This window comes from Sphingomonas sp. BK235, from assembly GCF_004345855.1.
In the GTDB taxonomy this organism is placed as follows: domain Bacteria; phylum Pseudomonadota; class Alphaproteobacteria; order Sphingomonadales; family Sphingomonadaceae; genus Sphingomonas.
Map to the genome: position 1 here is coordinate 215,991 of NZ_SLXN01000005.1, position 24,082 is coordinate 240,072.

Below are 24,082 nucleotides of genomic sequence, written 5' to 3' on the forward strand. Positions count from 1 at the left end.
CCATGACGCACCCCTTCGACCTCACCGGGCGCGTCGCGCTGGTCACCGGCGCCAACACCGGGATCGGTCAGGCGATCGCGCTGGCCCTGGCGCGCGCGGGCGCGGACGTCGCCTGCGCGGGGCGCACCCCCGCGGAGGAGACCGAGGCGCTGGTTCGCGCCGCGGGGCGCCGCGCCGCGCTGATCGCCGCCGACCTGTCGACGATCGAGCCGGTCGCGCGCGTCGTCGACGAGACCGTCGCGGCGCTGGGCGGGCTCGACATCCTCGTCAACAACGCCGGGATCATCCGGCGCGCCGACGCGGTCGACTTCACCGAGGCCGATTGGGACGCGGTGATCGACACCAACCTGAAGAGCGTGTTCTTCCTCAGCCAGGCGGCGGGGCGTCACATGATCGCGCAGCGGCGCGGCCGGATCATCAACATCGCCTCGATGCTGACCTTCCAGGGCGGGATCCGCGTGCCGAGCTACACCGCGTCCAAGTCGGGGGTGGGCGGGCTGACCAAGCTGCTCGCCAACGAATGGGCGCGCCACGGCGTCACCGTGAACGCGATCGCGCCGGGCTATATCGCCACCAACAACACCGCCGCGCTCCAGGCGGACGCCACGCGCAACGCCGCGATCCTCGACCGCATCCCCGCCGGGCGCTGGGGCGATCCCGCCGATCTGGGCGGGGCGGCGGTGTTCCTCGCCTCCGACGCGGCCGCCTATGTCCAGGGGCATGTCCTCGCGGTGGACGGCGGGTGGCTGGCGCGGTGAGCGGCTGGACGCGGCGCGGCGCGATCGGCGCCGGCGCCGCGCTGCTGCTGGGGACGCGCGCGGGCGCGGCCGATCGCGCGGTGCGCACCGCCTCGGGCGACCTGACCGGCACGCGCGAGCGCGGGGTGCGCGTGTTCCGCGGCATCCGCTACGGGATCGCGCCGCGGTTCCGCGCGCCGCGCGCTTACGCCGCGCACGGCGAGCCGCGGGCGGCCGATAGGTTCGGCCCGGTCTGCCCGCAACGCGGACCTTATGGTCCGCAGGACGAGCAATGCCTGTACCTCAACGTCTGGACCGCGGAGGCCGACGCGCGCGCGCGGCGCCCCGTGATGGTCTACATCCACGGCGGCGCCTATTCGAACGGCAGCGTCACCGACCCGCTCAACGACGGCGCGGCGCTGGCGGCGCGCGGCGATGTGGTGGTGGTCACGGTCAATCATCGGCTCAACGCACTCGGCTATCTGTATCTCGCCCGGTTCGACCCGCGGTTCGCGGACAGTGGCAATCTCGGCCAGCTCGACCTGATCCTCGCGCTGCGCTGGGTGCGCGATCATATCGCCGGCTTCGGCGGCGACCCGGCGCGCGTGATGGTCTTCGGCCAGTCGGGCGGGGGCGCCAAGATCGCGACGCTGATGGGGATGGAGGCCGCGCACGGCCTGTTCCAGCGCGCCGCGACGATGAGCGGGCAGCAGGTGACCGCCTCGGGGCCGCTCCACGCCACCGAGCGCGCGCGCGCCTATCTGGCGGCGCTGCGCGTCGACGAATGCGACCTCGCGCCGCTGCTCGCGCTGCCGGCGGCGCGGCTGGTGGAGGCGCTCGACACGCGCGACCCGATCCTGGGGGGCGGCCTCTATTTCGGGCCGGTGCTCGACATGCGCTGGCTGTCGCGCCACCCCTTCTGGCCCGACGCGCACCCGCTGGGCCGCGCGGTGCCGATGATCCTGGGCAACACGCGCGACGAGACGCGTGCGTTCATCGCGCCCGACTCGCCGACGTTGCGCGGGCTGACCTGGGACAATCTGGCGGCGCGCCTCGCCACCGAGCTCAAGATCGACATCCTGCCCGAATGGGTGGTGGCGCAGTATCGCGCGCGCTTCCCGGCTTCCACGCCGCTCGACGTCTTCTACGACGCCACCACCGCGGGGCGGAGCTGGCGCGGGCAGGTGATCGAGGCCGAGGCGCGCGCCGCCGCGGGGGTGCCGGCCTACGTCTATCAGCTCGATTTCGCCTCGCGCACCGATCCCCGCCGCGGCGCCTTCCACACGATGGACATCCCGCTGGTGTTCGGCACGCTCGACGCCGCCGGGTCGCAGACCGGGACCGGCGCGGACGCACGCGCCGCGAGCGCCACGCTCCAGAACGCCTTCGCCGCCTTCGCCGCGTCGGGGCGACCCGATCATCGCGGGGCGCCCGACTGGCCGCGTTATACGCTGGAGCGGCGCGCGACGCTGATCGTCGATGCGCGATCGCGGGTGGAGGACGACCCGCGCCGCTGGCAGCGCGAGCTGTTCGCGCGCGTGCCCTATATCCAGCCGGGCAGCTGATCCTCTCCGCTCAAAGCGGGTTGACACCGGTTACCACTCTGAACGACAACGTGGCACGGCAGAACCGGGCGACAACCCGGCGCCGCGGGGAGGATCACGGACGCACGCGCGTGGAGCGTGCGCCAGAGACCTCCTCGGCAGCGATCCGGCGACCGGCGCTCACCCGCGACCGTAACCGGTGTCAAAACAGCGATCGGGGTAGCGCCCGGGGCGTGAGGGGAGAGGTGAGATGATCGAGGTAATCGCGATTCGCGAGCGCAGCCGATGGCGGCGCGGCGCCTCGCCGGTGGCGGTGGCGCTCGCGCTGCTGCTCCCCACGCCGGTGCTGGCGCAGGCGGCGGCCGTCCCCGCGAGCCCGGCCCCCGGCGACCCGACGCATCAGGATCCCTCACCCGCGCAGACCGCGGTCGCGCCGCAGGACGGCGCGCCCGACCCCGCCGCCACTACTGCGGCGCCGCTGGACGAGGGCGCCGCCTCCGACATCATCGTCACCGGCTTCCGCCGCTCGCTCGACGCCGCGCTCAACGTCAAGCGCGAGTCGATCGGCGCGGTGGACGCGATCGTCGCCGAGGATATCGCCAAATTCCCCGACCAGAATCTGGCCGAGTCGCTCCAGCGCATCCCCGGCATCTCGATCCAGCGCGACGCCGGCGAGGGACGCGCGATCACGGTGCGCGGGCTCGGCGCGCAGTTCACGCGCGTCCGCGTCAACGGCATGGAGACGGTCGCCACCTCCACTGACGGTGCCAGCTCCAACCGCGACCGCGCCTTCGACTTCAACGTCTTCGCGTCCGAGCTGTTCAACTCGATCGTGGTCCACAAGACCGCGGAGGCGTCGCTCGACGAGGGATCGCTCGGCGCGGTGGTGGATCTCAACACCGGCAACCCGTTGGGCGGCAAGGCGGGGGTGACGCTCGTCGGCTCGGTACAGGGCAGCTACAACGATCTGTCGGAGAAGCTGCGTCCGCGCGTCGCTGGGCTGCTGTCGTGGAAGAACGAGGCGGGGACGTTCGGCGCCGCGGTCTCGGCGGCGTACAGCAAGACCAACATCCTCGAGCTCGGCAACAACACGGTGCGCTGGGCGCAGGCGCGCTTCGACTCGGTCGACGGCACGCCGTGCTTCTACAACAGCGCCACCGGCACCACCCCGGTGCGCAACAGCGGCGGCACCTATCGTCCCAGCGCGGCGTGCGACCAGGCCGCGCTCGCCTTCCACCCGCGTATCCCGCGCTACGGCGAGGTGCTGCACGACCGCGAGCGGCTCGGCGTCACCGGCAGCGTCCAGTTCGCGCCGAGCGAGGCGACCAAGATCTCGATCGACGGGCTCTACTCGCGCTTCCGCGAGGATCGCGAGGAGAAATGGGGCGAGGTGCTGCTGCGCTCCAACGAACGCTCGATCGACCTGCTCGGCCCGACCTACGACGATCGCGGCAACATGGTCTCGGCCACGCTCAACGACGCCTGGGTGCGGACCGAACATTATTTCCGCAAGTCGCAGACCGAATTCTACCAGATCGGCGGCAGCTGGGACCAGGACATCGGCGACCGCTTCCGCTTCACCGTGCTGGGCGGCATCTCGCAGTCGGACGCGACGATCCCGGTCGAGACCACCTTCGTGTTCGACGATCGCACCGCGCAGAACTACAGCTACGATTACACCGACATGCGACGGCCGCAGCTGACGTTCGGCACCAGCGTGACCGATCCGTCACGCTTCCAGCTCGCCGAGGTGCGTGACCGGCCCTCCACCGTGGTCAACAAGTTCCGCACCGCGCAGCTGCGCACCGAATGGGACGTGACCGACGATTTCACCGCCAAGGCGGGCGGGGTGTGGCGGCGCTTCTCGTTCGACTCGGTCGCCTATACGCGCGACGCCACCGTCTGCCCGACCCGGACCACCGCGGCGCCCGACGTGGTGCTGGGCAGCGTCACCTGCTCGCCCTCGTCGCAGGTGTTCGCGCCGGGCGCGGTGTACGGCCTGCCCGCGTTCGATCTCGGCGAGATCTTCGAGCTCGGCAAGGCGGGGCAGCCCTCGGGCACGACCACCAGCTTCCTGATCCCCAACATCGCCGCGGCGGCAGACTATACCGGCCTGTACGACCGCGCGCTCGCGCCCGATGTCGGCAATATCCGCAACGTCGTCGAGGAAGTGACCGGCGGCTATCTCGAGTTCGACATCAAGGGCGAGCTGCTCGGGCTGCGCTATGCCGCCAACGCCGGGATGCGCTTCGTCCATACCGCGCAGACCTCGACCGGGCTCAACAACGGTACCGCGGTGACGGTGCGGCGCGGCTATGACGACTGGCTGCCCGCGCTCAACGTCGCGCTGTTCCCGACCGAGGAGATCATCCTGCGCGGCGCGGTGTCCAAGGTGATGACGCGCCCGACGCTCGGCAATCTGACCCCCGGCGGCTCGGTCGACGGCTTCAACTATCGCATCAGCTTCGGCAACCCGCAGCTCGATCCGTTCCGCGCCACCTCCTTCGACCTCGCCGCGGAATGGTATTTCGCGCCGCAGTCGATCCTGTCGGTGGCGCTGTTCAAGAAGACGGTGGACAGTTTCCCGGTGTCGGTCACCACCTCGGGGACCTATGCCTCGACCGGGCTGCCGACCGGGATCATCCCGCCGAGCTCGCCCGCCGCCTCCAATCCGGAGGGGCAATTGTGGCAGATCACCTCGGTGGTGAACGGCACCGGCGCCTCGCTCAAGGGCATGGAGCTGTCGTTCCAGACCGCGCTGCGCTTCCTGCCGGGGTTCCTGCGCAACTTCGGCGTGATCGCCAACGCCACCTTCATCGGGTCCGACGCGGCCTATACCCAGAGCGGGCCGGCGGTGACGCCCGGCGGCGCGCTCGTCCCGGTGACGCGCACCGAGACGCTCTACGGCCTGTCCAAGCGCGCCTATAACGGCACGCTCTATTACGAGGATGCGCGGTTCAGCGCGCGCGGCTCGGTCAGCTATCGCGGCCCGTACATCGATGGCGGCTCCGGCACGGGCAATGTGTTCGAGGGCTATAATTCCTCGCTCAACGTCGATGCCTCGGTGCGTTACAAGCTGACCCCCAACGTCGAGCTGTCGCTGGAGGGGACCAACCTCACCGACAATTACCGCAACCGCTACACCGATTTGGATGCCAACCGGAACTACGAGTATAATCACTTCGGGCGCACCCTGCTGGTCGGCGCGCGCTTCAAGATGTGAGGGGAAGGGATGAGGCTGATCGATCGCCGCCACGCGCTGGTCGGCTCGGTCGCGGCCGGGATCGGCGCCGCCGCGACCGCGCAGACCCCGCCCCCGGCCGTCGCGGGACAGCGCCCGCCCGGCGTGCCCGACCCCGAGGAAACGATCGATCTGTGGCCGGGCGCCGCCCCCGGGCTTCCCGCGCGCGCGCCGGTGGAGAAGGTGGTGGAGCGCAGCACCGACCCGCGCGCGAGCGACCGGGCGGTCCATGGCATCGCGCGCCCGCGGCTGGCGGTGTTCCGGCCCGCCGTCCCCAACGGTGCGGCGGTGCTGGTGACGCCGGGCGGCGGCTATCGCTGGGTGGTGATCGACAAGGAGGGCTATGAGGTCGGGAGGTGGCTCTCGGCGCGCGGCTATACCGTGTTCGTCCTCTTCTATCGGTTGCCGGGCGAGGGCTGGGCCGCCGGACCCGATGTCGCGCTGTCCGACGCGCAGCGCGCGATGCGGCTGATCCGCGCGCGCGCCGCGCATTATGCGATCCGTCCCGATCGCGTCGCGGCGATGGGCTTCTCCGCCGGGGGGCATGTCTGCGGCGATCTGGCGACGCGCTTCGCCGCCACGACGTACGCGCCGGTCGACGCCGCCGATCGGCTGTCGGCGCGGCCCGACCTCGCCGCCCCGATCTACGCGGTCCAGTCGATGAGCGCGCCGCTCGCGCATCCGGGCTCGCGCACCTTGCTGATCGGGCGCGACGCCGACCCCGCGCGCGAGCGCGCGCACACGCCCGCGCTCCACGTGACGCGCGACACGCCGCCCTGTTTCCTGGTCCATGCCGAGGACGACGCCACGGTGCCGGTCGACAACAGCCTCGCGATGCGCGCCGCGCTGCGCGCCGCGGGCGTGGCGGTGGAGACGCATCTGTTCGCCGAGGGCGGCCATGGCTTCGGCCTGCGCCGCGTCGCGGACAAACCCGCCGGGGCGTGGATCGAGCTGTTCCGGCGCTGGGCGCAGACGCGGGGGCTGGGATGACGGTGAACCGCCGCGCGCTGCTGGCCGGCACGCTCGCGGGGGCGGCGCTGCCCGCCGCGGCGCCCGCGGCGCCACGCGGCGGCTACGAGGGCCAGCGCGTGCCCGATCTGGGCGACGGGCGTTTCCTCAACCCGATCCTGGCGGGCGACCACCCCGATCCCGCGATCCTGCGCGACGGCGCAGACTATTACATGACCTTCTCCAGCTTCGACAGCTATCCGGGGTTGACGATCTGGCACAGCCGCGACCTGGTGAACTGGACCCCGCGCGCCGCCGCGCTGACGCGCAACATCGGCTCGGTCTGGGCGGTCAGCCTCGAGAAGCACGCGGGCCGCTATTTCCTCTACGTGCCGGTCAAGGCGTCCCCCAACACGATCTACGTGCTGTGGGCGGACCATATCGACGGGCCGTGGAGCGACCCGATCGACCTCGGGCTGCACCGTCATATCGATCCGTGTCACGCGGTCGGCGAGGACGGCTCGCGCTGGCTCTTCCTCTCGGGCGGCGACCGCGTCCGGCTCGCCGCGGACGGGCTGTCGCTCGCGGGCGCGGTGGAGCATGTCTACGATCCGTGGCGTTATCCCGACGATTGGGACGTGGAGGGCTTCTCGCCCGAAGGCCCCAAGATCGTGCGCCACGGCGGCTGGTTCTACATGATCACCGCGGTGGGTGGCACCGCCGGGCCGCCGACCGGCCATATGGTGATCGCGGCGCGGTCGCGATCGATCCACGGGCCATGGGAGAACGATCCCGCCAACCCGCTGGTGCGCACCACCAGCACCGCCGAGCGCTGGTGGTCGCGCGGCCACGCCAGCCTGGTCGAGGCGCCCGACGGCGGCTGGTGGTCGGTCTATCACGGCTATGAGAACGGCTATTGGACGCTCGGGCGCCAGGCCCTGCTCGACCCGATCCGCTGGACCGCCGACGGCTGGTTCCGCATGACCGGGGGCGACCTGTCGCGCGCGATCGCCAAGCCGCGCGGCGGCGTCGCGGTGCCGCACGGCCAGCCGCTGTCCGACGACTTCGCGACGCTGGCGCTCGGCCGCAAATGGAATTTCTTCCGGCCCGCGGCGGACGAGGCGCGGCGCGCGCGGGTCGGGGGCGGTACGCTGACGCTCGCCGCGCGCGGCACCGCGCCGCACGATTCGGCGCCGCTGCTGCTCACCGCGGGCGACCAGGCCTATGCGATCGAGTGCGACGTCGAGGTCGATCCCGCGACGGTCGCCGGGCTGCTGCTCTTCTACGACGACCGGCTGTATTGCGGGCTGGGGTTCGACCCCGCGCGCTTCGTCACGCATCAATATGGGTTGGAGCGCGCGCGGCCCGCCAACCCGCACGGCGCGCGGATGCGGCTGCGCGTCACCAACCGGCGCCACATCGTCTCCTTCCACACCAGCGGCGACGGCGGGCGGACGTGGACGCGCTTCGACCGCGGCATGGAGGTCTCGGGCTATCACCACAATGTGCGCGGCGGCTTCCTGATGCTGCGCCCCGGCCTCTATGCGGCGGGCAGGGGTAGCGCGCGCTTCCGCGACTTCACCTATCGCGCGCTGGCGTGACGCGCCGCGGCGGCGGCGCGCCCAGAAAAATGGCCCCCGGAGCGACGCTCCGGGAGCCAGGATAAGGCCAGGGGGAGGCGGCCTAGAGGTTGAGGCGCAGGCCGACGCGGAAGGTGCGGCCGAGGACGTCGTACAGCACCGGGTTGAAGCCGTAGGTCACGCCGTTCTGCGGCGACGGCTCGGGTGCCTCGTTGAACAGGTTGTCGACCTTGAAATAGGCCGAGATCGTCTTGCTCACGTTCCACGAACCGCCGAGATCGACGTAGAAGGCGCCCGGCATGGTGTTGTCGTTGATCGTCGCGATGTTGCCGGTGGGATCCGGGGCAGGGCAGCTGCCGGGGTCGCACTGGACATACTCGTTCGAATAGACGCCGTCCGAGAACCAGCGCTCCGCCACCGAGAGCGAGAAGGCGTCCGTGTCCCAGCTCTGGATCGCGAAGACCTTCCAGTCGGGGATGTTGCCGCGGTTGTTGCCGGCCTGCTCGCTCGGGATCGTGCCCGGCAGACCCGAGGTCTCGGTGTAATGCAGCGTGCGCGTGGCGAGCCCGCGGATCGTGAACGAGCCCGGCAGCCCCAGCCCGCTCAGCGGCCGGCGATAGCTCGCCTCGATGTCGAAGCCGTTGGTGCGGACGCGGGCGAAGTTGAACAGCTGCTCGTTGACGAACAGCGCCCCCGCCGAGGCGTCGAGATTGAAGGAGCCGCAGAACTGCGCGAGGTTCTGCAGGAAGCATTGGTTGATCGCCGACTGTCCGCTGAACGGCGTGATGATGCCCTTCACCTTGATGTTGTAATAGTCGAACGACAGGTTGAAGCCCGGCAGGAAGCCCGCCTGCGCGCCGTCGAAGACGAAGCCGGCGGTGGTGTTGCGCGAGGTTTCCGGCTTCAGGTCGGTGTTGCCGATCGTGTTCGACGGCGCCTGGACGAACTGCCCCGCGGTCGGCGAGGTGCCGGGCGCGCGCGGATCGAGGAAGGTCGCGTTGGCGAAGGTCGGCGTGCGGAACAGCTCGGACAAGTTGGGCGCACGCACGTCGCGCGAGGTCACGCCGCGCAGGCGCAGGCCGGTCAGCGGCGTGTCCCAGGTGGCGCCGACCTTCCAGCTCGTGATCCAGCCGGAGGTGCTGTAATGCGTCTCGCGGACGCCCGCGTTGAGGTTGGCGCGGCCGATCTGGTCCTCGTTCGAGATCGGGATGTCGAGCTCGAGGAAGCCCTCGTGGACGTTGTAGCGGCCGGTGCCGTTCTTGTAGTTGCCGGCGTACCAATTGCCGCCGGTCAGCGTGTTCTGGGTCGGATCGGCGGGGTAATCCGCGGTGTTCGGATTGGCCGCGGTGACGCCGTTGCCGTACGGATCGGCCTTGGTGCGATACCATTCGCGGCGATATTCATAGCCGAGCGCGACCGAGAGCGGCCCCGCCCAGGTCGACACCGGCTGGCCGTTGAGGCTGACCGCGCCGGCATTCTGCGTCGACCAGGTGTGCTGATACGGCCCGATCGCGGGCTTGACGTAGTTGAGCGCCGCCTCGGTGACGCCGCCGTCGCCGATGATGTTGAGCGGGACGCAGCCCGCCGCGCGCGCCGCCGCATTGGCGCAGCCGATCGCGCCGTTGGGCAGGCGGATCGCCTGATAGGCGGCGCGGAAGCGCGAGATGTTGAGCATGTTGTCGACGTGCAGGTCGGTGTAGTTCCGCCCGTACTGGTAATAAGCGTCGTAGCTCCACTCGGTGCCCAGGCCGTTGAACTTGCCGTTGGCGCCGACGACGTAGCGCAGGCTGGTCCGCACCGGCTTCACCTCGATGAAGTCGCCGAGCTGCGCCAGCGCCGAACCGTACTGGAACTGGGTGATCCCCGCGTTGGTGCAGGCCTGCTGGATCGCCTGCGGCACGAACGGGTTGGCGTTGACGTTGTTGACGCCGCACTGGATCGTCAGGTTGGCCTGTTGCGCGTAACCGGGGTTGGGCGAATTCTCCGAGCTCACCCGCGAGCCGTTGAAGGTGAAATACACCTCGTTGTTGGGCGCGAAGTCGAAGCCGACGCGCGAATAGTAATTGTAGCGCTCGAGCTTGGAAGCGAGGCTGGTGCCCGCGCCGACCACGCCGCTGGTGTCGCCGCCCGAGCAGAAGGACGGCGTACAGCCGCGCACCGCGCCCGTGCCGGTGGGAACGCCGTTGGAGCCATATTGGAACTGATACGGCTGGCCGTTGGCGCCGAAGGCGATGCCCTGGAGCGGGCCAGAGGTGATCAGGCCGAACTTGGAATATTGATATTGCTGCGCGTTCTGGATGTAGAAGATGCGCGGCTGGCCGGCGGGGGTATTGGTCACGCCGGTCTGGATGAAGGCGGGCGAATTGTACCAGTCACGCCCGTTCGCGCCGACGATGCCGAAGCCCGGATTGGGCACGCCGCCCTGATAGCCATATTCGCCGCTGACCACGACGTGGAGGCGATCCTCGTAATAGCTGTTGCCCCAGGCGACCTGCGCGGTGACGCCCTCGTCGTCGCCATAGGTGGTGATGCTGCCCTGGACGTTCGCCTTGAAGCCCTTGAAGCGCTTGTCGGTGATGAAGTTGACCACGCCGCCGACCGCGTCCGACCCGTAGGAGGCCGAGGCGCCGCCATTGACCACGTCGACGCGCTGGACGAGCAGCTGCGGGAACTGGCTGACATCGGGCACGCCCGAGTAATTGGCGCCGACGAAGCGCTGGCCGTCGAGCAGCGTCAGCGTGCGGATCGCGCCGAGGCCGCGCAGCGAGAAGGAGCTGAGCCCCTGGATGCCGCTCGACGTGCTGCCCACCGAGGTGGCGCGGCCGGTCGATCCCTGCAGCGACGGCAGCTGCGTCACCGCGTTGAAGATGTTGGGCTGCGCCAGCCGCTGCAGGTCGGCCGCGCCGATCACCTGGGTCGGCGTCGGGGCGTTGAACCCGCTCGAGGTGATGCGCGATCCGGTGACGATGATGTCGCTGCCGGTCGGCACGGTATCGGGGTCGGGCTGGTCGACCGTGGCGACGCTGTCGGCGGTGGCGGGATCGGCGCCCGAGGGCGTCGCCGCGGCCGAGCCCGGCTGGGTGGTCGCCGGCGGCACGGTCTGTGCCGCGGGCTCGGTCTGCGCCTGCGCCGGCATCGCCAGCGCCATCGCGAGCGCGGCGCCGCTCGCCGCGATCAACGCGCCGCGGCGGCACGCCGCCAGGCCCCGCCCCAGCTCCATCTCGAATGTCGTCATATCCAGACCCCTCCTCCCGTTAGCGGAGAGGCTGGTCACGCTCGTGCGGCGCATCGGCGACCCCGATGAATCCGGCGGTTGTTCCGCTCGGACGCGCTGCCGGCGAGCGTCGCCGACCTGTTCCTCTCCTGTCGGCATAGTTGTCGGACAGATTTGCGCGATTGTCGACATAAATCTTGCAGTGTGTGCAAGGGGGTTTTTTACATCTCGCCGTTGCGCGCGATCCACAGCCGCGTGCACTGCTCCTGCACCTGCATGTAGCGCCGGTAGCGATCGCGCCCGAGCACGAACGGATTGGCCTGACCGGGCTGACGATAGCGCAGGATCTCGAGTCGCTCGAGTGCCTCATAATGGAGCGGGTGGTTGCCGATCTGGCTGTCCACGCCGGCGGCGCGGGTCAGCCCGATCCATCGCCGGATCGACCCGACCTGCGCGGCGCGCAATTCGGGTGTCCAGGGCAGGCCCGAGCCGCCGTAGAAGCCGACCACGTGGCGCTTTCCGCGATCGTGCACCGGGAAGATCGTCGAGAGCGTGCCGCGCGTGTGACCGGGGGTGACGTGGAAGCGGATCGGCACGCCGCCGATCACGCGCGACTCGCCATCCGCCACCGCGATGTCGCGGCGCGGCGGCGGTCCCCAGCCGCGCACCTCGAGTCGCTGCGGCGACTCCATCTCGTCCCAGTCGGCGGCGGAGGCGATCACGCGCGCGCCATAGGCCTGCTGGAAGTGCGCCGCGCCGCCGTAATGGTCGCCGTGCGCGTGGCTGAGGATGACGTAGCGGACGTCGCGCGGGTCGAGTCCCATCGCGCGCAAATTGGGCTCGATCAGCGTGCGCGCCTCGTCGGCGTTGTTGAGCGAGTCGAACAGCACGATGCCGTCGCGCGTGCGCAGCGCCCAGGCCGACACCGCCATCTGCCCGACTGAGAACAGCTCGTCGAACGCGGCGAAGGGCTCGACCACGCCGTTATATTGCTCGCCCTGTGTGCGCGGCTTGTAGCGCGCGTCGAGGATGCAGCGGTGCGCGAAGTCGACGAACAGGTCGTCGCGCGCGATCCGCCGCGCGGCGTCGAACGCGCGCGCCGCGGCGGCGCGATTCTCCTTCGGGAAGGTGAGCGGGCGCGGATAGTCGGCCACGCTGGGCGTAGGAGCCGGGGTGGCGGCGAGCAGCGCGGCGAGCCAGGCGGTGAGGGTCATTTCTCCTCCGGCAGCCCGAAGACATAGACCGCATAGCCGGTGATCGGGCGATGCACCTCGGTCAGCATCGTCCCCGGCTTGAGCTGCGGGCTGCCGCCGCCCAGCGCGGTGGTGACCGCGACATATTGCTGGCCGTCGACCGCGAAGGAGACGGGGAAGCCCTGCACCGTCGTGCCCAGCCGCGTCTTCCACAGGGTCTCGCCGGTGCGCACATCGACCGCGCGGAAGACGCGGTCGAAATCGCCGACGAAGGCGAGGTTGCCCGCGGTCGACACCACCGAGGTGAGGAAGGGCGCGCGCTGCTGCACGGTCCACAGCGGCGCGCGGTCGCGGGCGCGATAGGCGGAGAGCCGGCCGAGCTGCCCGCCGGTGCCGGGCATCTCGTAATAGACCTGACTGCCGTTGCCGAGCATCAGCACGCAGCTCTGGCTGAGCGGGATCACCAAAGCGTCGCTCGGCTGGTGATAGCTCATCGCCTGCCAATTGTGCCCGCCCTCGGGCCCGGGGCAGGAGGCGAGCCACTGGTCGGACTGCTGCTTGACCACGTCGTCGCGGTAGCTCGGCCGGCCGGTCACCGGGTCGATCCGCGTGAAGACGTTCTGGAACACGGTCTCGGTGGCGCCGAGGAACTTGCCGTTCGTCCGATCGAGCTGCCATAGGATCCCGGCCTTGCCGATCGTGTAGAGCGACTTGCGCTCGCCGTGATCGACCAGCACGCGCTCGAACACCTCGTCGAGGTCGAAGGTCTCGCCCGGCGCGTGGTTGAACCACCAGCGCAGCTTGCCCGTGCCGGGGTCTAGCGCCAGCGTCGAGTTGGCGTAGTCGGTCGCGCCGGTGGCGGAGCCGCGCTCGTCGCGGCGCCACGGCTTGCCCTGCGCGGTGCCCCAATAGGTGGTGTCGAGCGCGGGATCGTAGGTGCCCGCGATCCAGGTCTCCGATCCCTTGCGCTCGTCGTCGGGCAGCGCGCCCCAGCTGTCGCCGCCGGGCTGGCCGGTCAGCGCGACGGTGGCGAAGGTCCAGTCGCGCTTCCCCGTCGCGGCGTCATAGGCGCTGATATAGCAATGGTCGGGCGTGCCCTTGCGCCCGCAATTGGTCATGCCGACGATCACCTTGCCCTTGATGATGATCAGCCCGCCGGTGGAGCGGCCGACGCCGGGCTTCTCGTCGGTGATGTGCGTCTTCCACACTTCCTCGCCGCTGCGCGCGTCGAGCGCATAGACCCAGCCCTCGGGCGTGTTGACGTAGAGGTTGGTGCCCCACAGCCCCATCGCGCGCGTCTCCACCGAGGACGGGCCGGGGCCGGCGCTGGTGGGGAAGGGGCCGAGCCGGTTTTCCCACAGCAGCTCGCCGTCGCGCGCGTCGAGCGCCTGGATGACGTTGCCGACGCCCCACATGTACATGATCCCGTCATGGACGATGGGGGTGTCCTCCATCGTGCCGTTCTCGGGCATCGACCACATCCACTTGAGCTGGAGCTTCGCCACGTTGCCGGTGTCGATCTGCGCCAGCGGGCTGTAGCTCCACCCCTGATAGTTGCGGCGGAACATCAGCCAGTCGCCCGGTGGCGGGTCGCGCAGCATCGCGTCGGTGACGGGGCGATAGCCGGCGATCGCGCCCCTGAGGCTCAGCCCCGGCTTGCTCGGCAGCACGAAGCGGCCGGGATCGGCGTACTTCACCTTCTGCCCCGGCGCGGCGAAGCCCGCCGAGGTGGCGGGCGCGGCGGCGCCGCCGGGGCCGTCGGCGGGAGCGGACTCCTTGGCGCCGCCGATCTGTGCCTCCTGCGAGGCGGTGCTGCCGGCGGGCGCGCCGGTCGCGGCGGTGGCCTGGGGGTCGGCGAAGGCGTCGGCGGGGGGCTTGCCGCTCGCCACCGCGCCGAGCAGCGTCGTCGCGTTCCGATCGAGCGGCGTGTCGCCCGCGGGCGCGCCATTGGCGTAGAGGATATAGGCAACGATCGCGTCATAGGTCGCGTCGTCGAGGCTGGCGCCGCGACCGTACGGCATCGAGGCGTGGATCTTGCTATAGAGCGCCGCGATCGCGCGCTTGCCCCACACCGCGTTGAACGAGGCGCCGGTCAGCGCCGGCGCGTCGGTGGCGCCGGCGAGGTCGCTCTGATGGCAGGCGGCGCATTGCTCGGCATAGGCGCTGCGTCCCGCGGCGACCTGCGCGCGGGTGAAGAAACCGCCGGGCTGCTGCGCGACCGCGATCGTGCCGGCGAGCGCGGCACCGGCGGCGGCGAGCAGGAGCGCGGCGCGGGGGCGAAGGGCAAAGTGTCGCATGGTCAGCGCCGCGGTGTGTCGAGCTGCGGCAGGAACCAGCCGCCGCGCTGCGGCACGCCGGGGGTGGCGCGCGCGTGCGCGGGGAGCAGCCAGCCCCACAAGGTCCCCTTCGGTCCCCAGCTATAGCCCGGCGGCGCCTTCTCGCTGTCGATCTGGACGTACAGCCGCCCGGTGCGCAGCGCGGCGGCCTGTGCCCTGCTCAGCCGGTAGCTACCCGCGATCGTGCCGTCGGTGTCGCCGCTCACCGTCAGCGTCAGCGCCTTGCTGCCCGGCACGCCGATGGCGGCGCCGATCAGCAGGTGCGCCGCGGTGGCGCGCGAGGGCAAGCCGCGGAAGCGCCCGCTGACCGTCAGCCGCGTGCCGTCGAGCCGCGCGTCCGCCTCGCCGCGCCCCGCGATCACCGCCTTGGTCTCGTCGTCGAGCGGCATCGGACCGAGATCGGCCTGATAGTCGGCGGCGGGCAGCGGGGCGGCGAGGATCGCGGTCAATAACAGCCCCGCCAGCGTCCAGCGCATCCCGATCCTCCCCGAAGCGCCAGCACCGGTTGACGAGGATCATCGTCCGCGCGCTTGACGTCGTTCGAGATCGCATACAAGATTGTGCTTGTCCATACAAACGGCGCGCCCACGGGCAGCGTCGCAAAAAGGAGAGTGGGATGAAAGGGTTGCTGTACCTGGGCGGCGCGGTCGTGGCGCTCGCCGGTGGCGTCGCCGCCTCCGCCCAATTCTCCGGGCGCGAGGATCCGATGCCGGTGACCCAGCCCAAGATGCCCGGCGAATATTGGGCGCCCAAGCCGACGCAGCCGACCGCTTACAGTGCCCCCAACAAGGTCCACTGGAAGCTCGCCGACATCCGCGCGGCGCATCGCGGCCAGAGCGACTGGGTCCATCCCGTGGTGCGCAACCCCGAGCAGGACGCGGACTATGTCTCGCTCGGCGCCGGCAAGAAGACCAAGCCGCGCTTCTTCGCGGACGACCGCATCATGTTCATCGTGTGGGACGGCAGCCTGCGCGTGACGATCGACGGCGCCGAGCCCTTCACCGCGACCAAGGGCTTCATGGTCAGCGTGCCGTTCCGCCACGTCTATTCGGTCGAGAATGTCGGGCAGCAGCCCGCCGTCTGGTTCGAGGTGCGCCAGGCCGGCACCGCGCCGCTCTATCCCCCCAGCGAGACCCCCGACCCGGTCAAGGGCCGCACCTATGTCAAGGTGACGGGCAACCCCGGCCCGGCGAAGGATCGCGACACCAACCCGATCTACGTCGACTTCTTCAAGACGATCGCGGTCGGCGACAAGCCGTACAACGGCAAGTTCGTGTGGGACGATCACTGGACCTCGAACATCCTGCGCGGCAAGGCAGCCGACGCGGTGCCGCCCGACACCAACAAGGGCCATTTCCACACCGAATGGACCGAGTTCTGGTTCATCATGGAAGGCAAGATCGGCTACAAGATCGAGGGCTATCCCTATTTCACCTCGGAGCCAGGTGACGTGGTGACCGCGGCGCGCGGGCGCTGGCACCGCGCCGGCAACGATCCCAGCGCCCCGATGTCGACCCGCATCCCGATCAACCCCCGCCCCGTCATCCTGCACAATTTCGAGCCGGCGCACTGAGGCCGCCGGCAGGGGACCGCGCGATGCGCTTCACCCGACGCGCGCTGCTGGCGCTGCCGCCGCTGACGTTGCTGGCGCTGCGCGCGCCCTTCGCGGCGGCGCAGGTCAGCGCGCGGCAGCGTGCCCCGGGCGACACCGACTGGCTGCACTATGCCAACGATCTGGCGAGCACGCGCTACGCCGCGCTCGACCAGATCAACGCGGCGAATTTCGACAGCCTCGAGGTGGCGTGGCGCTTCCGCACCGACTCGCTCGGCACGCGTCCCGACTATCAGCTCGAGGCGACCCCGCTGGTGGTCAACGGCGTGATCTACTCCACCGCCGGGTCGCGCCGCGACGTGGTCGCGCTCGACGCCGCGACCGGCGAGCTGTTGTGGATCCATCGCGAGGACGAGGGCGAGCGCGCGCGCAAGGCGCCGCGCCAGCTCTCCGGGCGCGGCGTGTCCTACTGGACCGACGGCAAAGAGGAGCGGCTGCTCTACGTCACGATCGGCTATCGGCTGATCGCGCTCGACCCGCGCACCGGCCAGCGCATCCCCGGCTTCGGCAGCGACGGCGTGGTCGACCTCAAGACCGAGTTCGACCAGGAGATCGACCTGATCGAGAGCGACGTCGGGCTCAACTCGACCCCGCTCGTCGCCAAGGACACGGTCGTGGTCGGCGCCGCGCACACCGCGGGCAACGTGCCCAAGACGCGCGACAACGTCCGCGGCTACGTGCGCGGCTATGACGCGCGCACCGGTCGGCGGAAGTGGATCTTCCACACCATCCCGCGCCCCGGCGAGTTCGGCTATGACACCTGGCTCGACGGCACCGCGGCCATCGGCAACGCCGGCATGTGGTGCCAGATCTCGGCCGATCCCGCGCTCAACCTCGCCTATCTCGGCATCGAGCTGCCGACCGGCGACGTCGGCGGCCAGTATCGTCGCGGCCCCGGCCTGTTCGGCGAGAGCATCGTCGCGGTCGACCTCGATAGCGGCGAGCGCAAATGGCACTACCAGCTCGTCCACCACGGGCTGTGGGACTATGACATCCCCTGCGCCGCGATGCTGCTCGACGTGCCGGTCGGCGGGCGCACGCGGCAATTGCTCGCGCAGCCGACCAAGCAGGGCTTCCTCTACGTGCTCGACCGCGCGACGGGGAAGCCGATCTGGCCGATCCCCGAGCGCAAGGTGCCCAAGGGCGACGTGCCCGGCGAATGGTACGCGCCGACCCAGCCGATCCCGTCGCGTCCCGCCGCCTATGACGTCCAGGGCGTCGGCGACGACGACCTGATCGACTTCACGCCGGAGCTTCGCGCCAAGGCGCTGGCGGTCGCGAAGAACTATCGCCGCGGCCCGCTCTTCACTCCGGCCTCGATGTTCGACCGCGAGGGCACCTGGGGCACGCTCACCGCGCCCAACCTGACCGGCGGCACCAACTGGCCCGGCGGCGGCGCCGACCCCGAGACGGGCGTGGTCTACGTCTATTCCAAGACCGTGGCCGATGTGATGAGCGAGCTGCCCAACGACGATCCGAAGCGCTCCGACTTCGCGGTCATCGAAGCGCTCCGACTTCGCGGTCATCAACGTGCGCGGCATGCCCGACGCGCCGCGCCGCGGCGACCATACGTACGGCGCGCTGACGGTGGAGGGGCTGCCGCTGCTCAAGCCGCCTTATGGTCGTATCACCGCGATCGACCTCAAGCGCGGCGCGCATCTGTGGCAGGTGGCGCACGGCGAGACCCCCGACACGGTGCGCAACCATCCCAAGCTCAAGGGCCTGACCATCCCCAAGACGGGGCGCTCGGGCAATGTCGGGCCGCTGGTGACCAAGACGCTGGTGATCTGCGGCGAGCCCGGCGTCTTCACGCTGCCCGACGGGCGCCGCGGCGCGATGCTGTGCGCCTATGACAAGGCCAGCGGCGAGCAGAAGGGCGCGGTCTACATGCCCGCGGGCCAGACCGGCGCGCCGATGACCTACATGCTCGATCAGCGCCAGTACATCGTCATCGCGATCGGCGGCGGCGCGTACAGCAGCGAGCTGGTCGCCTACCGTCTCCCCGCCGCGTGAGCGGCTTGTCCCCAGAGGTGCGCATGCCCCATCCGTCGCTCCGCCCGTTGCTCGCCGTCGCGCTGGTCGCACTGCCCGCGGTGGCGCTGTCACAGGCCGCGCCGAGGAGCGTGTGGGGCGGCGTCTATAGCGCGGCGCAGGTGCAGCGCGGCGCCGCGGTCTATGCCGCCCACTGCGCGAGCTGCCACGGCGACGCGCTCGGCGGCAACGACCAGGCGCCGGCGCTCGCGGGCGGCGGCTTCCTCGCCAATTGGAACGGCCAGACTGCCGCGGCGCTGTTCACGCGGATCAAGACGACCATGCCGCTCGACAATCCGAACTCGCTCGGCGCCGCCAAGGTGGCCGACGTCGAGGCGATGATCCTGTCGAAGAACGGCTTCCCCGCGGGCAGCGCGGACCTGCCCAGCGACGCGGGGGCGCTGGGCACGATCGCGATCACGCAGGACAAGCCGGGCGCGTGAGCGCGCGCCGGCCCTTGCCGCCGCTCGCGGAAGTTGTATGCAAGCTGCATAAGATGAATACACTTGAGTGCCGAGGGGCGGGGCGGGGATGATGACGGGCGATCAGCCACTGGCGGGGATCCGCGTGCTCGACGTGTCGCAGGTGATGGCGGGGCCGTTCTGCTGCATGCTGCTGGGCGACATGGGCGCCGACGTCATCAAGGTGGAGCCGCCGCACGTCGGCGACAGCTCGCGCCGCTCGATGGGCTTCCGGCTCAAGGGCGAGGACAGCCCCGGCTTCCTCGCGCTCAACCGCAACAAGCGCAGCATCGTCCTCGATCTCAAGGACGCGGCCGATCGCGAGACCTTCTACGCCCTGGTCGACACCGCCGACGTGCTGGTGGAGAACGGCCGCCCCGGCGTCGCGGCGCGGCTGGGCATGGGGTATGAGACGCTGCGCGCGCGCAACCCGCGGCTGATCTACGCCAGCATCTCGGGCTTCGGCGCGAGCGGACCCTGGGCGACTCGCCCCGGCTATGACCTGATCGCGCAGGCGATGTCGGGGCTGATCAGCGCGGTCGGCCTCCCCGACGCCGAGCCGGTCAAGAACACCACGCCGGTGGGCGATCTCGGCTCGGCGCTGTTCGCGGCCTATGGCATCCTGTCCGCGCTGTTCGTGCGCGAGCGCACCGGCGAGGGGCAGCTCGTCACCGCCTCGCTGTTCGAGGCCGCGCTCGGCCTGTCGGTGTGGGAGACCGCGGAGCTGTGGGGCACCGGCAAGAGCCCGCGCCCGCTCGGCAGCGCCAACCGCATGTCCGCGCCCTATCAGGCGGTGGAGGCGGCGGACGGCTGGTTCGTCTTCGCCGCCGCCAACCAGAAGCTGTGGCTCGCGCTGCTCGGCGTGATCGATCGCGCCGAGCTGGCGGACGACCCGCGCTTCGTCGACAACAGCGCGCGCGTCGGCAACGCGCGCGAGCTGATCGAGCTGCTGCGCCCCAGCTTCCGCGCGCGCAGCGTCGCCGACTGGGTCGACGCGCTGCTCGCCGCGGGCGTGCCGGCGGGGCCGATCCTGGATTACGCGCAGTCGACCACCAGTGAGCACGCGCAGGCGCGCGCGATGGTGCAGGACATCCCGCACCCGGTGGAGGGCAGCATCAAGGCGCTGGGCTTCCCGGTGAAGCTGTCGGCGACGCCGCAGCAGGTGCGCTACCCGCCGCCGCTGCTCGACGAGCACGGCGACGAGATCCGCGGCGAGCTGCGCGCGGCGGGCCGGCTGGCGCAGGGCGCGACGGCGTGAGCGCTGGCGTCACCCGCTACGAGAAGCAGGGTGCGGTCGCGCGCATCACCTTCGACCGCCCCGCCGCCTATAACGCGCTGACCTGGGACATGTGGCGCGGGCTGGGCGACGCCTGCGCCGCGATCGCCGCCGACCGTGAGGTGCGCGTCGTCACGCTGCGCGGCGCGGGCGGCAAGGCGTTCGTCTCGGGCACCGACATTGCCGGCTTCCGCGACTTCACCGGCGGCGACCAGGGCGTCGCGTACGAGGCGGAGATGGACGGCTATGTCGGCGCGGTCGAGGCGCTGCCGCAGCCGGTGATCGCGATCGTCGACGGCTGGGCGGTCGGCGGCGGGCTTGCGCTGGCGTTCGCGAGCGACTTCCGTGTCGCCGCCGCGGGCGCGCGGTTCGGCTCGCCGCTGGCAAGGACGATCGGCAACTGCCTGTCCGCGCGCGGCTATGGCCGGCTGGTCCAGCATGCCGGCGTGGCGATGGCGAAGCGGCTGCTGCTCGGCGCCGAGATCGTCGACGCGGCCGAGCTGCACGCGCTCGGGCTGGTCAACGCCGTGGTCGCGCCCGCGGAGATCGACGCCACCGTCGCCGCGCTGGTCGATCGGCTGCTCGCGCACGCGCCGCTGACGATGGCGGTGAGCAAGGAGGCGATCCGCCGCGCCGCCGTCGCCGCGCAGCCCGACATCGCCGACCTGATCGCGCGCGTCTACGGCAGCGCCGACTTCGCCGAGGGCGTGCGCGCGTTCCTCGCCAAGGACACGCCGCAGTGGCGCGGCGCGTGAGCGGGCGATGATCGCCGCCTCGGTCGACGATTTCCGCGCGATGGCGCGGCGGCGCCTGCCCGACTTTCTGTTCGAATATATCGACGGCGGCTCCTATGCCGAGGAGACGCTGCGCGCCAACACCGCCGATCTCGCCGCGCTGAAGCTGCGGCAGCGCGTGATGCGCGACGTCGACGGGCTCACCCTCGCCACGACACTGATGGGGCAGGCGGCCGACTTCCCGGTGGCGCTCGCGCCGATCGGGCTCGCCGGCCTGTACGCGCGGCGCGGCGAGGTCCAGGCGGCGCGTGCGGCGGCGGCGGCGGGTGTGCCGTTCATCCTCTCCTCCTCGTCGTGCTGCGGGATCGAGGAGGTGGCCGCGGCGGCGCCGCTGATGCTCCAGCTCTACATCATCAAGGACCGCGGCTTCATGGAGGACCTGCTCGCGCGCACCGCCGCGCTGGGGGTCGAGACGCTGGTGCTGACGGTCGACCTGATCGTCCACAGCCCGCGGCGCCGCGACGTGCGCACCAGCCTGACCGGCGACCAGGGCGCGGCGGCGCGGCTGCGGCGCGCGGTCGAGATCGCGCGGCACCCGGCGTGGGCGTGGGACGTCGGCGTGCGCGGGCGGCCGCACACGCTCGGCAACTACGCCGCCAAGATGCCGGGCGGCGCGGGGCTGGCCGAGTTCACCGCCTGGGTCAGCCGCAACTTCGACGCCTCGGTCACCTGGGCCGACCTCGAGTGGTTGCGCCGGCACTGGCGCGGGCGGCTCGTCATCAAGGGCGTGCTCGACGCCGAGGACGCGCGCGACGCGGTCGCGGCCGGGGCGGAGTCGATCATCGTCTCCAACCACGGCGGTCGCCAGCTCGACGGCGCGCCCTCCGCGGTCGCGGCGCTGCCGCGCGTGGTGGAGGCGGTCGATGGCCGCGCCGAGGTGCTGATGGACGGCGGCATCCGCTCGGGGACCGACATCCTGCGCGCGCTCGCGCTCGGCGCGCGCGGCGTGCTGCTCGGGCGCGCCTGGGCCTATGCGCTCGGCGCGCAGGGCGGGGCGGGGGTGACGCGGTTGCTCGCGCTGCTGCGCCACGAACTGGCGGTGGCGATGGCGCTGGCGGGGCAGCGCGACGTGACCGCGGTGGGGCGCGACGTGCTGGTCGCCCCGCCGCGCTGAGCGGGTCGCGTCGGCTCGGCGCGCGTCTACCGGCCCGCGAGCGTAGGATCCATCCTTGTTCGAACCAGCAACGTGCTCCTGCGTTCGCAGGAGCACGGTTCGACCGAGGTGGATCAGCCGCCCCGCGCCGGTCGGCGGCATCATCCGCCCTGCGTCATAGCGCCGCGACATAACCGGCGACGATCGCGCGCGCCTCGTCCGCGGTGAAGCTGCCCGGCGACAGGCACAGTTCCAGCCACAGCCCGTCCACCAGCGCGGTGAGCCCGACCGCGGCGAGCCGCCGTCGCGGTGCCGTCACGCCCACCTCTGCCAGCAATTCCTCCAGGCGCGCGCGATAGCCGGCATAATGGCGCTCGTGGCTCGCCTGCATCGCGCCGCCACCCTGTGCCAGGCTCCAGAAGGCGATCCACGTCGCCAGCAGCGTGGGGTCGGCGATCGGCGGCGCGAAACTGGCGTCGAGATAGGCCTCGAGCCGTGCGCGCGGCGCGGTCTCCGCGGCGACCGCGCGCTCCAGCGCCGCGCCGACCTGCGCCGCGAGGCGGTCATAGGTCGCCTCGACCATCCGTTCCACGCCGCCGAAATGATGCGTCACCAGCCCCGGCGACACCCCCGCCGCCGCGGCGATGACGCGTACCGACGTCCCCGCCGCGCCGCGCGCCGCCAGAACCCTCGCCGTGGCATCGATCAACTCGGCGCGGCGCGCCGCGGGGGACGAGCGCTTGCTCATCGGACAGCGTTGTTATACGGTCGTGCAATAACCACCGTTGAGGGCTCCGTGCATCGTTCGTCCGATCTGCCTTACGCCGATCCCGACGCGGATTGGAGCCTGCCCGGCTGGCTCTATACCGACGCCGAATATTTCGAGCTGGAATGCGCGCGCGTGATCCTCCCGTCGTGGCAGATCGTCTGCCACGAGAGCGATCTCGCCGAGCCGGGCGCGTGGCGGACGCTCTCCTATCTCGGCGAGCAGCTCGTCGCCGTGCGCGGCACCGACGGCGTGATCCGCGGCTTTCACAACGTCTGCCGCCATCGCGCGATGCGGCTGGTGGAGGGGGCGAGCGGCTGCGCCCGCAAGCTCGTCTGTCCGTATCATGCCTGGGTGTACGAGCTCGACGGGCGCCTGTCGGGCGTGCCGATGAAGCGCGACTATCCCGCACTGCGGCTCGAGGAGAACGGGCTCGCCAGCGTCGCGGTCGAGATCTGGCGCGGCTTCGTCTTCGTGCGGCTGGAGGACGATGGCGGGCCGAGCGTCGCGACGATGATGGCGCCCTATGACGCCGAGGTGGCGCCCTATCGCTTCGAGGAGATGCGCCGCCTCTCCGACGTGCGCGAGCGCGAGCGGCGGGTGAACTGGAAGAATGTCGGCGACAATTACTCGGACAACCTCCACATCCCGGTCGCGCACGACGGGCTGACGCGATTGTTCGGCAAGAGCTACGCGATCGAGGCGGCAGGCTGGGTCGATCGCATGTCGGGCGAGTTGGTGGACCGGCCGTCGAGCGACTGGTGGGAGCGCTTCTACCAGACGCATCTGCCGCGCGTCGACCATCTGCCCGAGGCGAACCAGCGGCGCTGGCTCTACTACAAGCTGTGGCCCAACATGGCGTTCGACATCTACGCCGACCAGATCGACTTCATGCAATGGCTGCCGCTGACGCCGACCACCAGCCTGTTGCGCGAGATGAGCTTCGCTTTGCCCGACGCGCGGCGCGAGATGCGGCTGGTGCGCTACGCCAACTGGCGGATCAACCGCACCGTCAACGCCGAGGACACCTGGCTGATCGAGCGCGTGCAGGAGGGGATGGCGTCGTCGAGCTACACCGCCGGCCCGATCGGCGCGAGCGAGGTGTGCCTGCGCAGCTTCGCCGCCAAGATCCGCGAGCGCATCCCCGAGGCACGCCAGCACCGCGCCCCGCCCCCGGGCTGGTCGCGGCGGGTGCGCGGGGTGTGAGGGGTGGCGGTAGGTTGGCGTAGCGACGAGACGCCGCCGTTGTCCGTCAT

18 protein-coding genes are annotated in these 24,082 nt (G+C 71.0%); 13 read left to right on the forward strand and 5 right to left on the reverse strand.

What is annotated here, in order from left to right; translation table 11 throughout:
* Nucleotides 1–2: 2 nt before the first annotated feature.
* The 5 genes from kduD (at nt 3) to EV292_RS14605 (ending at nt 8,071) form a co-directional block, all read left to right on the forward strand.
* Complete coding sequence (gene kduD / locus EV292_RS14585; protein ID WP_132909959.1) at nt 3–758, forward strand: 2-dehydro-3-deoxy-D-gluconate 5-dehydrogenase KduD; 756 nt, start codon at nt 3–5, stop codon at nt 756–758.
* Entirely contained in the window at nt 755–2,302 is a 1,548-nt protein-coding gene (locus tag EV292_RS14590) for a carboxylesterase/lipase family protein (protein ID WP_243693789.1), read from the forward strand. The genes kduD and EV292_RS14590 overlap by 4 nt, the downstream gene beginning before the upstream one ends.
* Before the next feature lie 229 nt (nt 2,303–2,531).
* Entirely contained in the window at nt 2,532–5,504 is a 2,973-nt protein-coding gene (locus EV292_RS14595; protein ID WP_132909961.1) for a TonB-dependent receptor, read from the forward strand.
* A 9-nt stretch (nt 5,505–5,513) separates the two neighbouring features.
* Entirely contained in the window at nt 5,514–6,512 is a 999-nt protein-coding gene (locus EV292_RS14600; RefSeq protein ID WP_132909962.1) for an alpha/beta hydrolase, read from the forward strand.
* Complete coding sequence (locus EV292_RS14605; protein ID WP_132909963.1) at nt 6,509–8,071, forward strand: family 43 glycosylhydrolase; 1,563 nt, start codon at nt 6,509–6,511, stop codon at nt 8,069–8,071. The genes EV292_RS14600 and EV292_RS14605 overlap by 4 nt, the downstream gene beginning before the upstream one ends.
* Before the next feature lie 82 nt (nt 8,072–8,153).
* Here EV292_RS14605 and EV292_RS14610 read toward each other — a convergent pair whose 3' ends face one another.
* The 4 genes from EV292_RS14610 to EV292_RS14625 form a co-directional block, all read right to left on the reverse strand.
* A complete protein-coding gene (locus EV292_RS14610) occupies nt 8,154–11,285 on the reverse strand; it encodes a TonB-dependent receptor (RefSeq protein WP_243693790.1) in 3,132 nt (1,043 codons plus the stop codon).
* 200 nt (nt 11,286–11,485) lie between these two features.
* On the reverse strand, nt 11,486–12,478 hold the full coding sequence (locus tag EV292_RS14615; protein ID WP_132909964.1) for an MBL fold metallo-hydrolase: 993 nt from the start codon (nt 12,476–12,478) through the stop codon (nt 11,486–11,488).
* A complete protein-coding gene (locus tag EV292_RS14620) occupies nt 12,475–14,754 on the reverse strand; it encodes a PQQ-binding-like beta-propeller repeat protein (RefSeq protein WP_132909965.1) in 2,280 nt (759 codons plus the stop codon). Before EV292_RS14620 ends, EV292_RS14615 begins: the two co-directional genes overlap by 4 nt.
* Before the next feature lie 2 nt (nt 14,755–14,756).
* Complete coding sequence (locus EV292_RS14625; RefSeq protein WP_132909966.1) at nt 14,757–15,269, reverse strand: CHRD domain-containing protein; 513 nt, start codon at nt 15,267–15,269, stop codon at nt 14,757–14,759.
* Nucleotides 15,270–15,409: 140 nt separating this feature from the next.
* Here EV292_RS14625 and EV292_RS14630 point away from each other — a divergent pair, with 140 nt between their 5' ends.
* The 7 genes from EV292_RS14630 (at nt 15,410) to EV292_RS14655 (ending at nt 22,081) form a co-directional block, all read left to right on the forward strand.
* Entirely contained in the window at nt 15,410–16,366 is a 957-nt protein-coding gene (locus EV292_RS14630) for a cupin domain-containing protein (protein ID WP_132909967.1), read from the forward strand.
* A gap of 23 nt (nt 16,367–16,389) precedes the next feature.
* Complete coding sequence (locus EV292_RS14635; protein WP_243693791.1) at nt 16,390–18,258, forward strand: PQQ-binding-like beta-propeller repeat protein; 1,869 nt, start codon at nt 16,390–16,392, stop codon at nt 18,256–18,258.
* Complete coding sequence (locus EV292_RS23145; RefSeq protein WP_243693792.1) at nt 18,173–18,418, forward strand: hypothetical protein; 246 nt, start codon at nt 18,173–18,175, stop codon at nt 18,416–18,418. The genes EV292_RS14635 and EV292_RS23145 overlap by 86 nt, the downstream gene beginning before the upstream one ends.
* Nucleotides 18,419–18,441: 23 nt before the next feature.
* Nucleotides 18,442–18,879 carry a cytochrome c gene (locus EV292_RS14640; protein ID WP_132909968.1) on the forward strand — a complete coding sequence of 146 codons (438 nt, stop codon included), beginning with the start codon at nt 18,442–18,444 and terminating at the stop codon, nt 18,877–18,879.
* A 91-nt stretch (nt 18,880–18,970) separates the two neighbouring features.
* On the forward strand, nt 18,971–20,155 hold the full coding sequence (locus tag EV292_RS14645; RefSeq protein ID WP_132909969.1) for a CoA transferase: 1,185 nt from the start codon (nt 18,971–18,973) through the stop codon (nt 20,153–20,155).
* Nucleotides 20,152–20,928, forward strand: coding sequence for an enoyl-CoA hydratase (locus EV292_RS14650; RefSeq protein WP_132909970.1), 777 nt, complete (start codon nt 20,152–20,154; stop codon nt 20,926–20,928). Before EV292_RS14645 ends, EV292_RS14650 begins: the two co-directional genes overlap by 4 nt.
* 7 nt (nt 20,929–20,935) lie before the next feature.
* A complete protein-coding gene (locus EV292_RS14655; protein WP_132909971.1) occupies nt 20,936–22,081 on the forward strand; it encodes an L-lactate dehydrogenase in 1,146 nt (381 codons plus the stop codon).
* A 154-nt stretch (nt 22,082–22,235) separates the two neighbouring features.
* On the opposite strand, the gene EV292_RS14660 is transcribed toward EV292_RS14655, so the two are convergent.
* Complete coding sequence (locus EV292_RS14660) at nt 22,236–22,808, reverse strand: TetR family transcriptional regulator C-terminal domain-containing protein (RefSeq protein ID WP_132909972.1); 573 nt, start codon at nt 22,806–22,808, stop codon at nt 22,236–22,238.
* Between the two features lie 48 nt (nt 22,809–22,856).
* Between EV292_RS14660 and EV292_RS14665 the strand changes: the two genes are divergently transcribed.
* Entirely contained in the window at nt 22,857–24,032 is a 1,176-nt protein-coding gene (locus tag EV292_RS14665) for an aromatic ring-hydroxylating dioxygenase subunit alpha (RefSeq protein ID WP_207913437.1), read from the forward strand.
* Nucleotides 24,033–24,082: the final 50 nt, after the last annotated feature.

What these genes read in the sequence shown, in the direction of transcription:
- EV292_RS14600 (WP_132909962.1), top strand. Translation starts at nt 5,514, where the DNA reads ATGAGGCTGATCGATCGCCGCCACGCGCTGGTCGGCTCGGTCGCGGCC.
- kduD (WP_132909959.1), top strand. Translation starts at nt 3, where the DNA reads ATGACGCACCCCTTCGACCTCACCGGGCGCGTCGCGCTGGTCACCGGC.
- EV292_RS14630 (WP_132909967.1), top strand. Translation starts at nt 15,410, where the DNA reads ATGAAAGGGTTGCTGTACCTGGGCGGCGCGGTCGTGGCGCTCGCCGGT.
- EV292_RS14645 (WP_132909969.1), top strand. Translation starts at nt 18,971, where the DNA reads ATGACGGGCGATCAGCCACTGGCGGGGATCCGCGTGCTCGACGTGTCG.
- EV292_RS14595 (WP_132909961.1), top strand. Translation starts at nt 2,532, where the DNA reads ATGATCGAGGTAATCGCGATTCGCGAGCGCAGCCGATGGCGGCGCGGC.
- EV292_RS14660 (WP_132909972.1), bottom strand. Translation starts at nt 22,808, where the DNA reads ATGAGCAAGCGCTCGTCCCCCGCGGCGCGCCGCGCCGAGTTGATCGAT.
- EV292_RS14620 (WP_132909965.1), bottom strand. Translation starts at nt 14,754, where the DNA reads ATGCGACACTTTGCCCTTCGCCCCCGCGCCGCGCTCCTGCTCGCCGCC.
- EV292_RS14655 (WP_132909971.1), top strand. Translation starts at nt 20,936, where the DNA reads ATGATCGCCGCCTCGGTCGACGATTTCCGCGCGATGGCGCGGCGGCGC.
- EV292_RS14605 (WP_132909963.1), top strand. Translation starts at nt 6,509, where the DNA reads ATGACGGTGAACCGCCGCGCGCTGCTGGCCGGCACGCTCGCGGGGGCG.
- EV292_RS14635 (WP_243693791.1), top strand. Translation starts at nt 16,390, where the DNA reads ATGCGCTTCACCCGACGCGCGCTGCTGGCGCTGCCGCCGCTGACGTTG.
- EV292_RS14610 (WP_243693790.1), bottom strand. Translation starts at nt 11,285, where the DNA reads ATGACGACATTCGAGATGGAGCTGGGGCGGGGCCTGGCGGCGTGCCGC.
- EV292_RS14640 (WP_132909968.1), top strand. Translation starts at nt 18,442, where the DNA reads ATGCCCCATCCGTCGCTCCGCCCGTTGCTCGCCGTCGCGCTGGTCGCA.
- EV292_RS14625 (WP_132909966.1), bottom strand. Translation starts at nt 15,269, where the DNA reads ATGCGCTGGACGCTGGCGGGGCTGTTATTGACCGCGATCCTCGCCGCC.
- EV292_RS14615 (WP_132909964.1), bottom strand. Translation starts at nt 12,478, where the DNA reads ATGACCCTCACCGCCTGGCTCGCCGCGCTGCTCGCCGCCACCCCGGCT.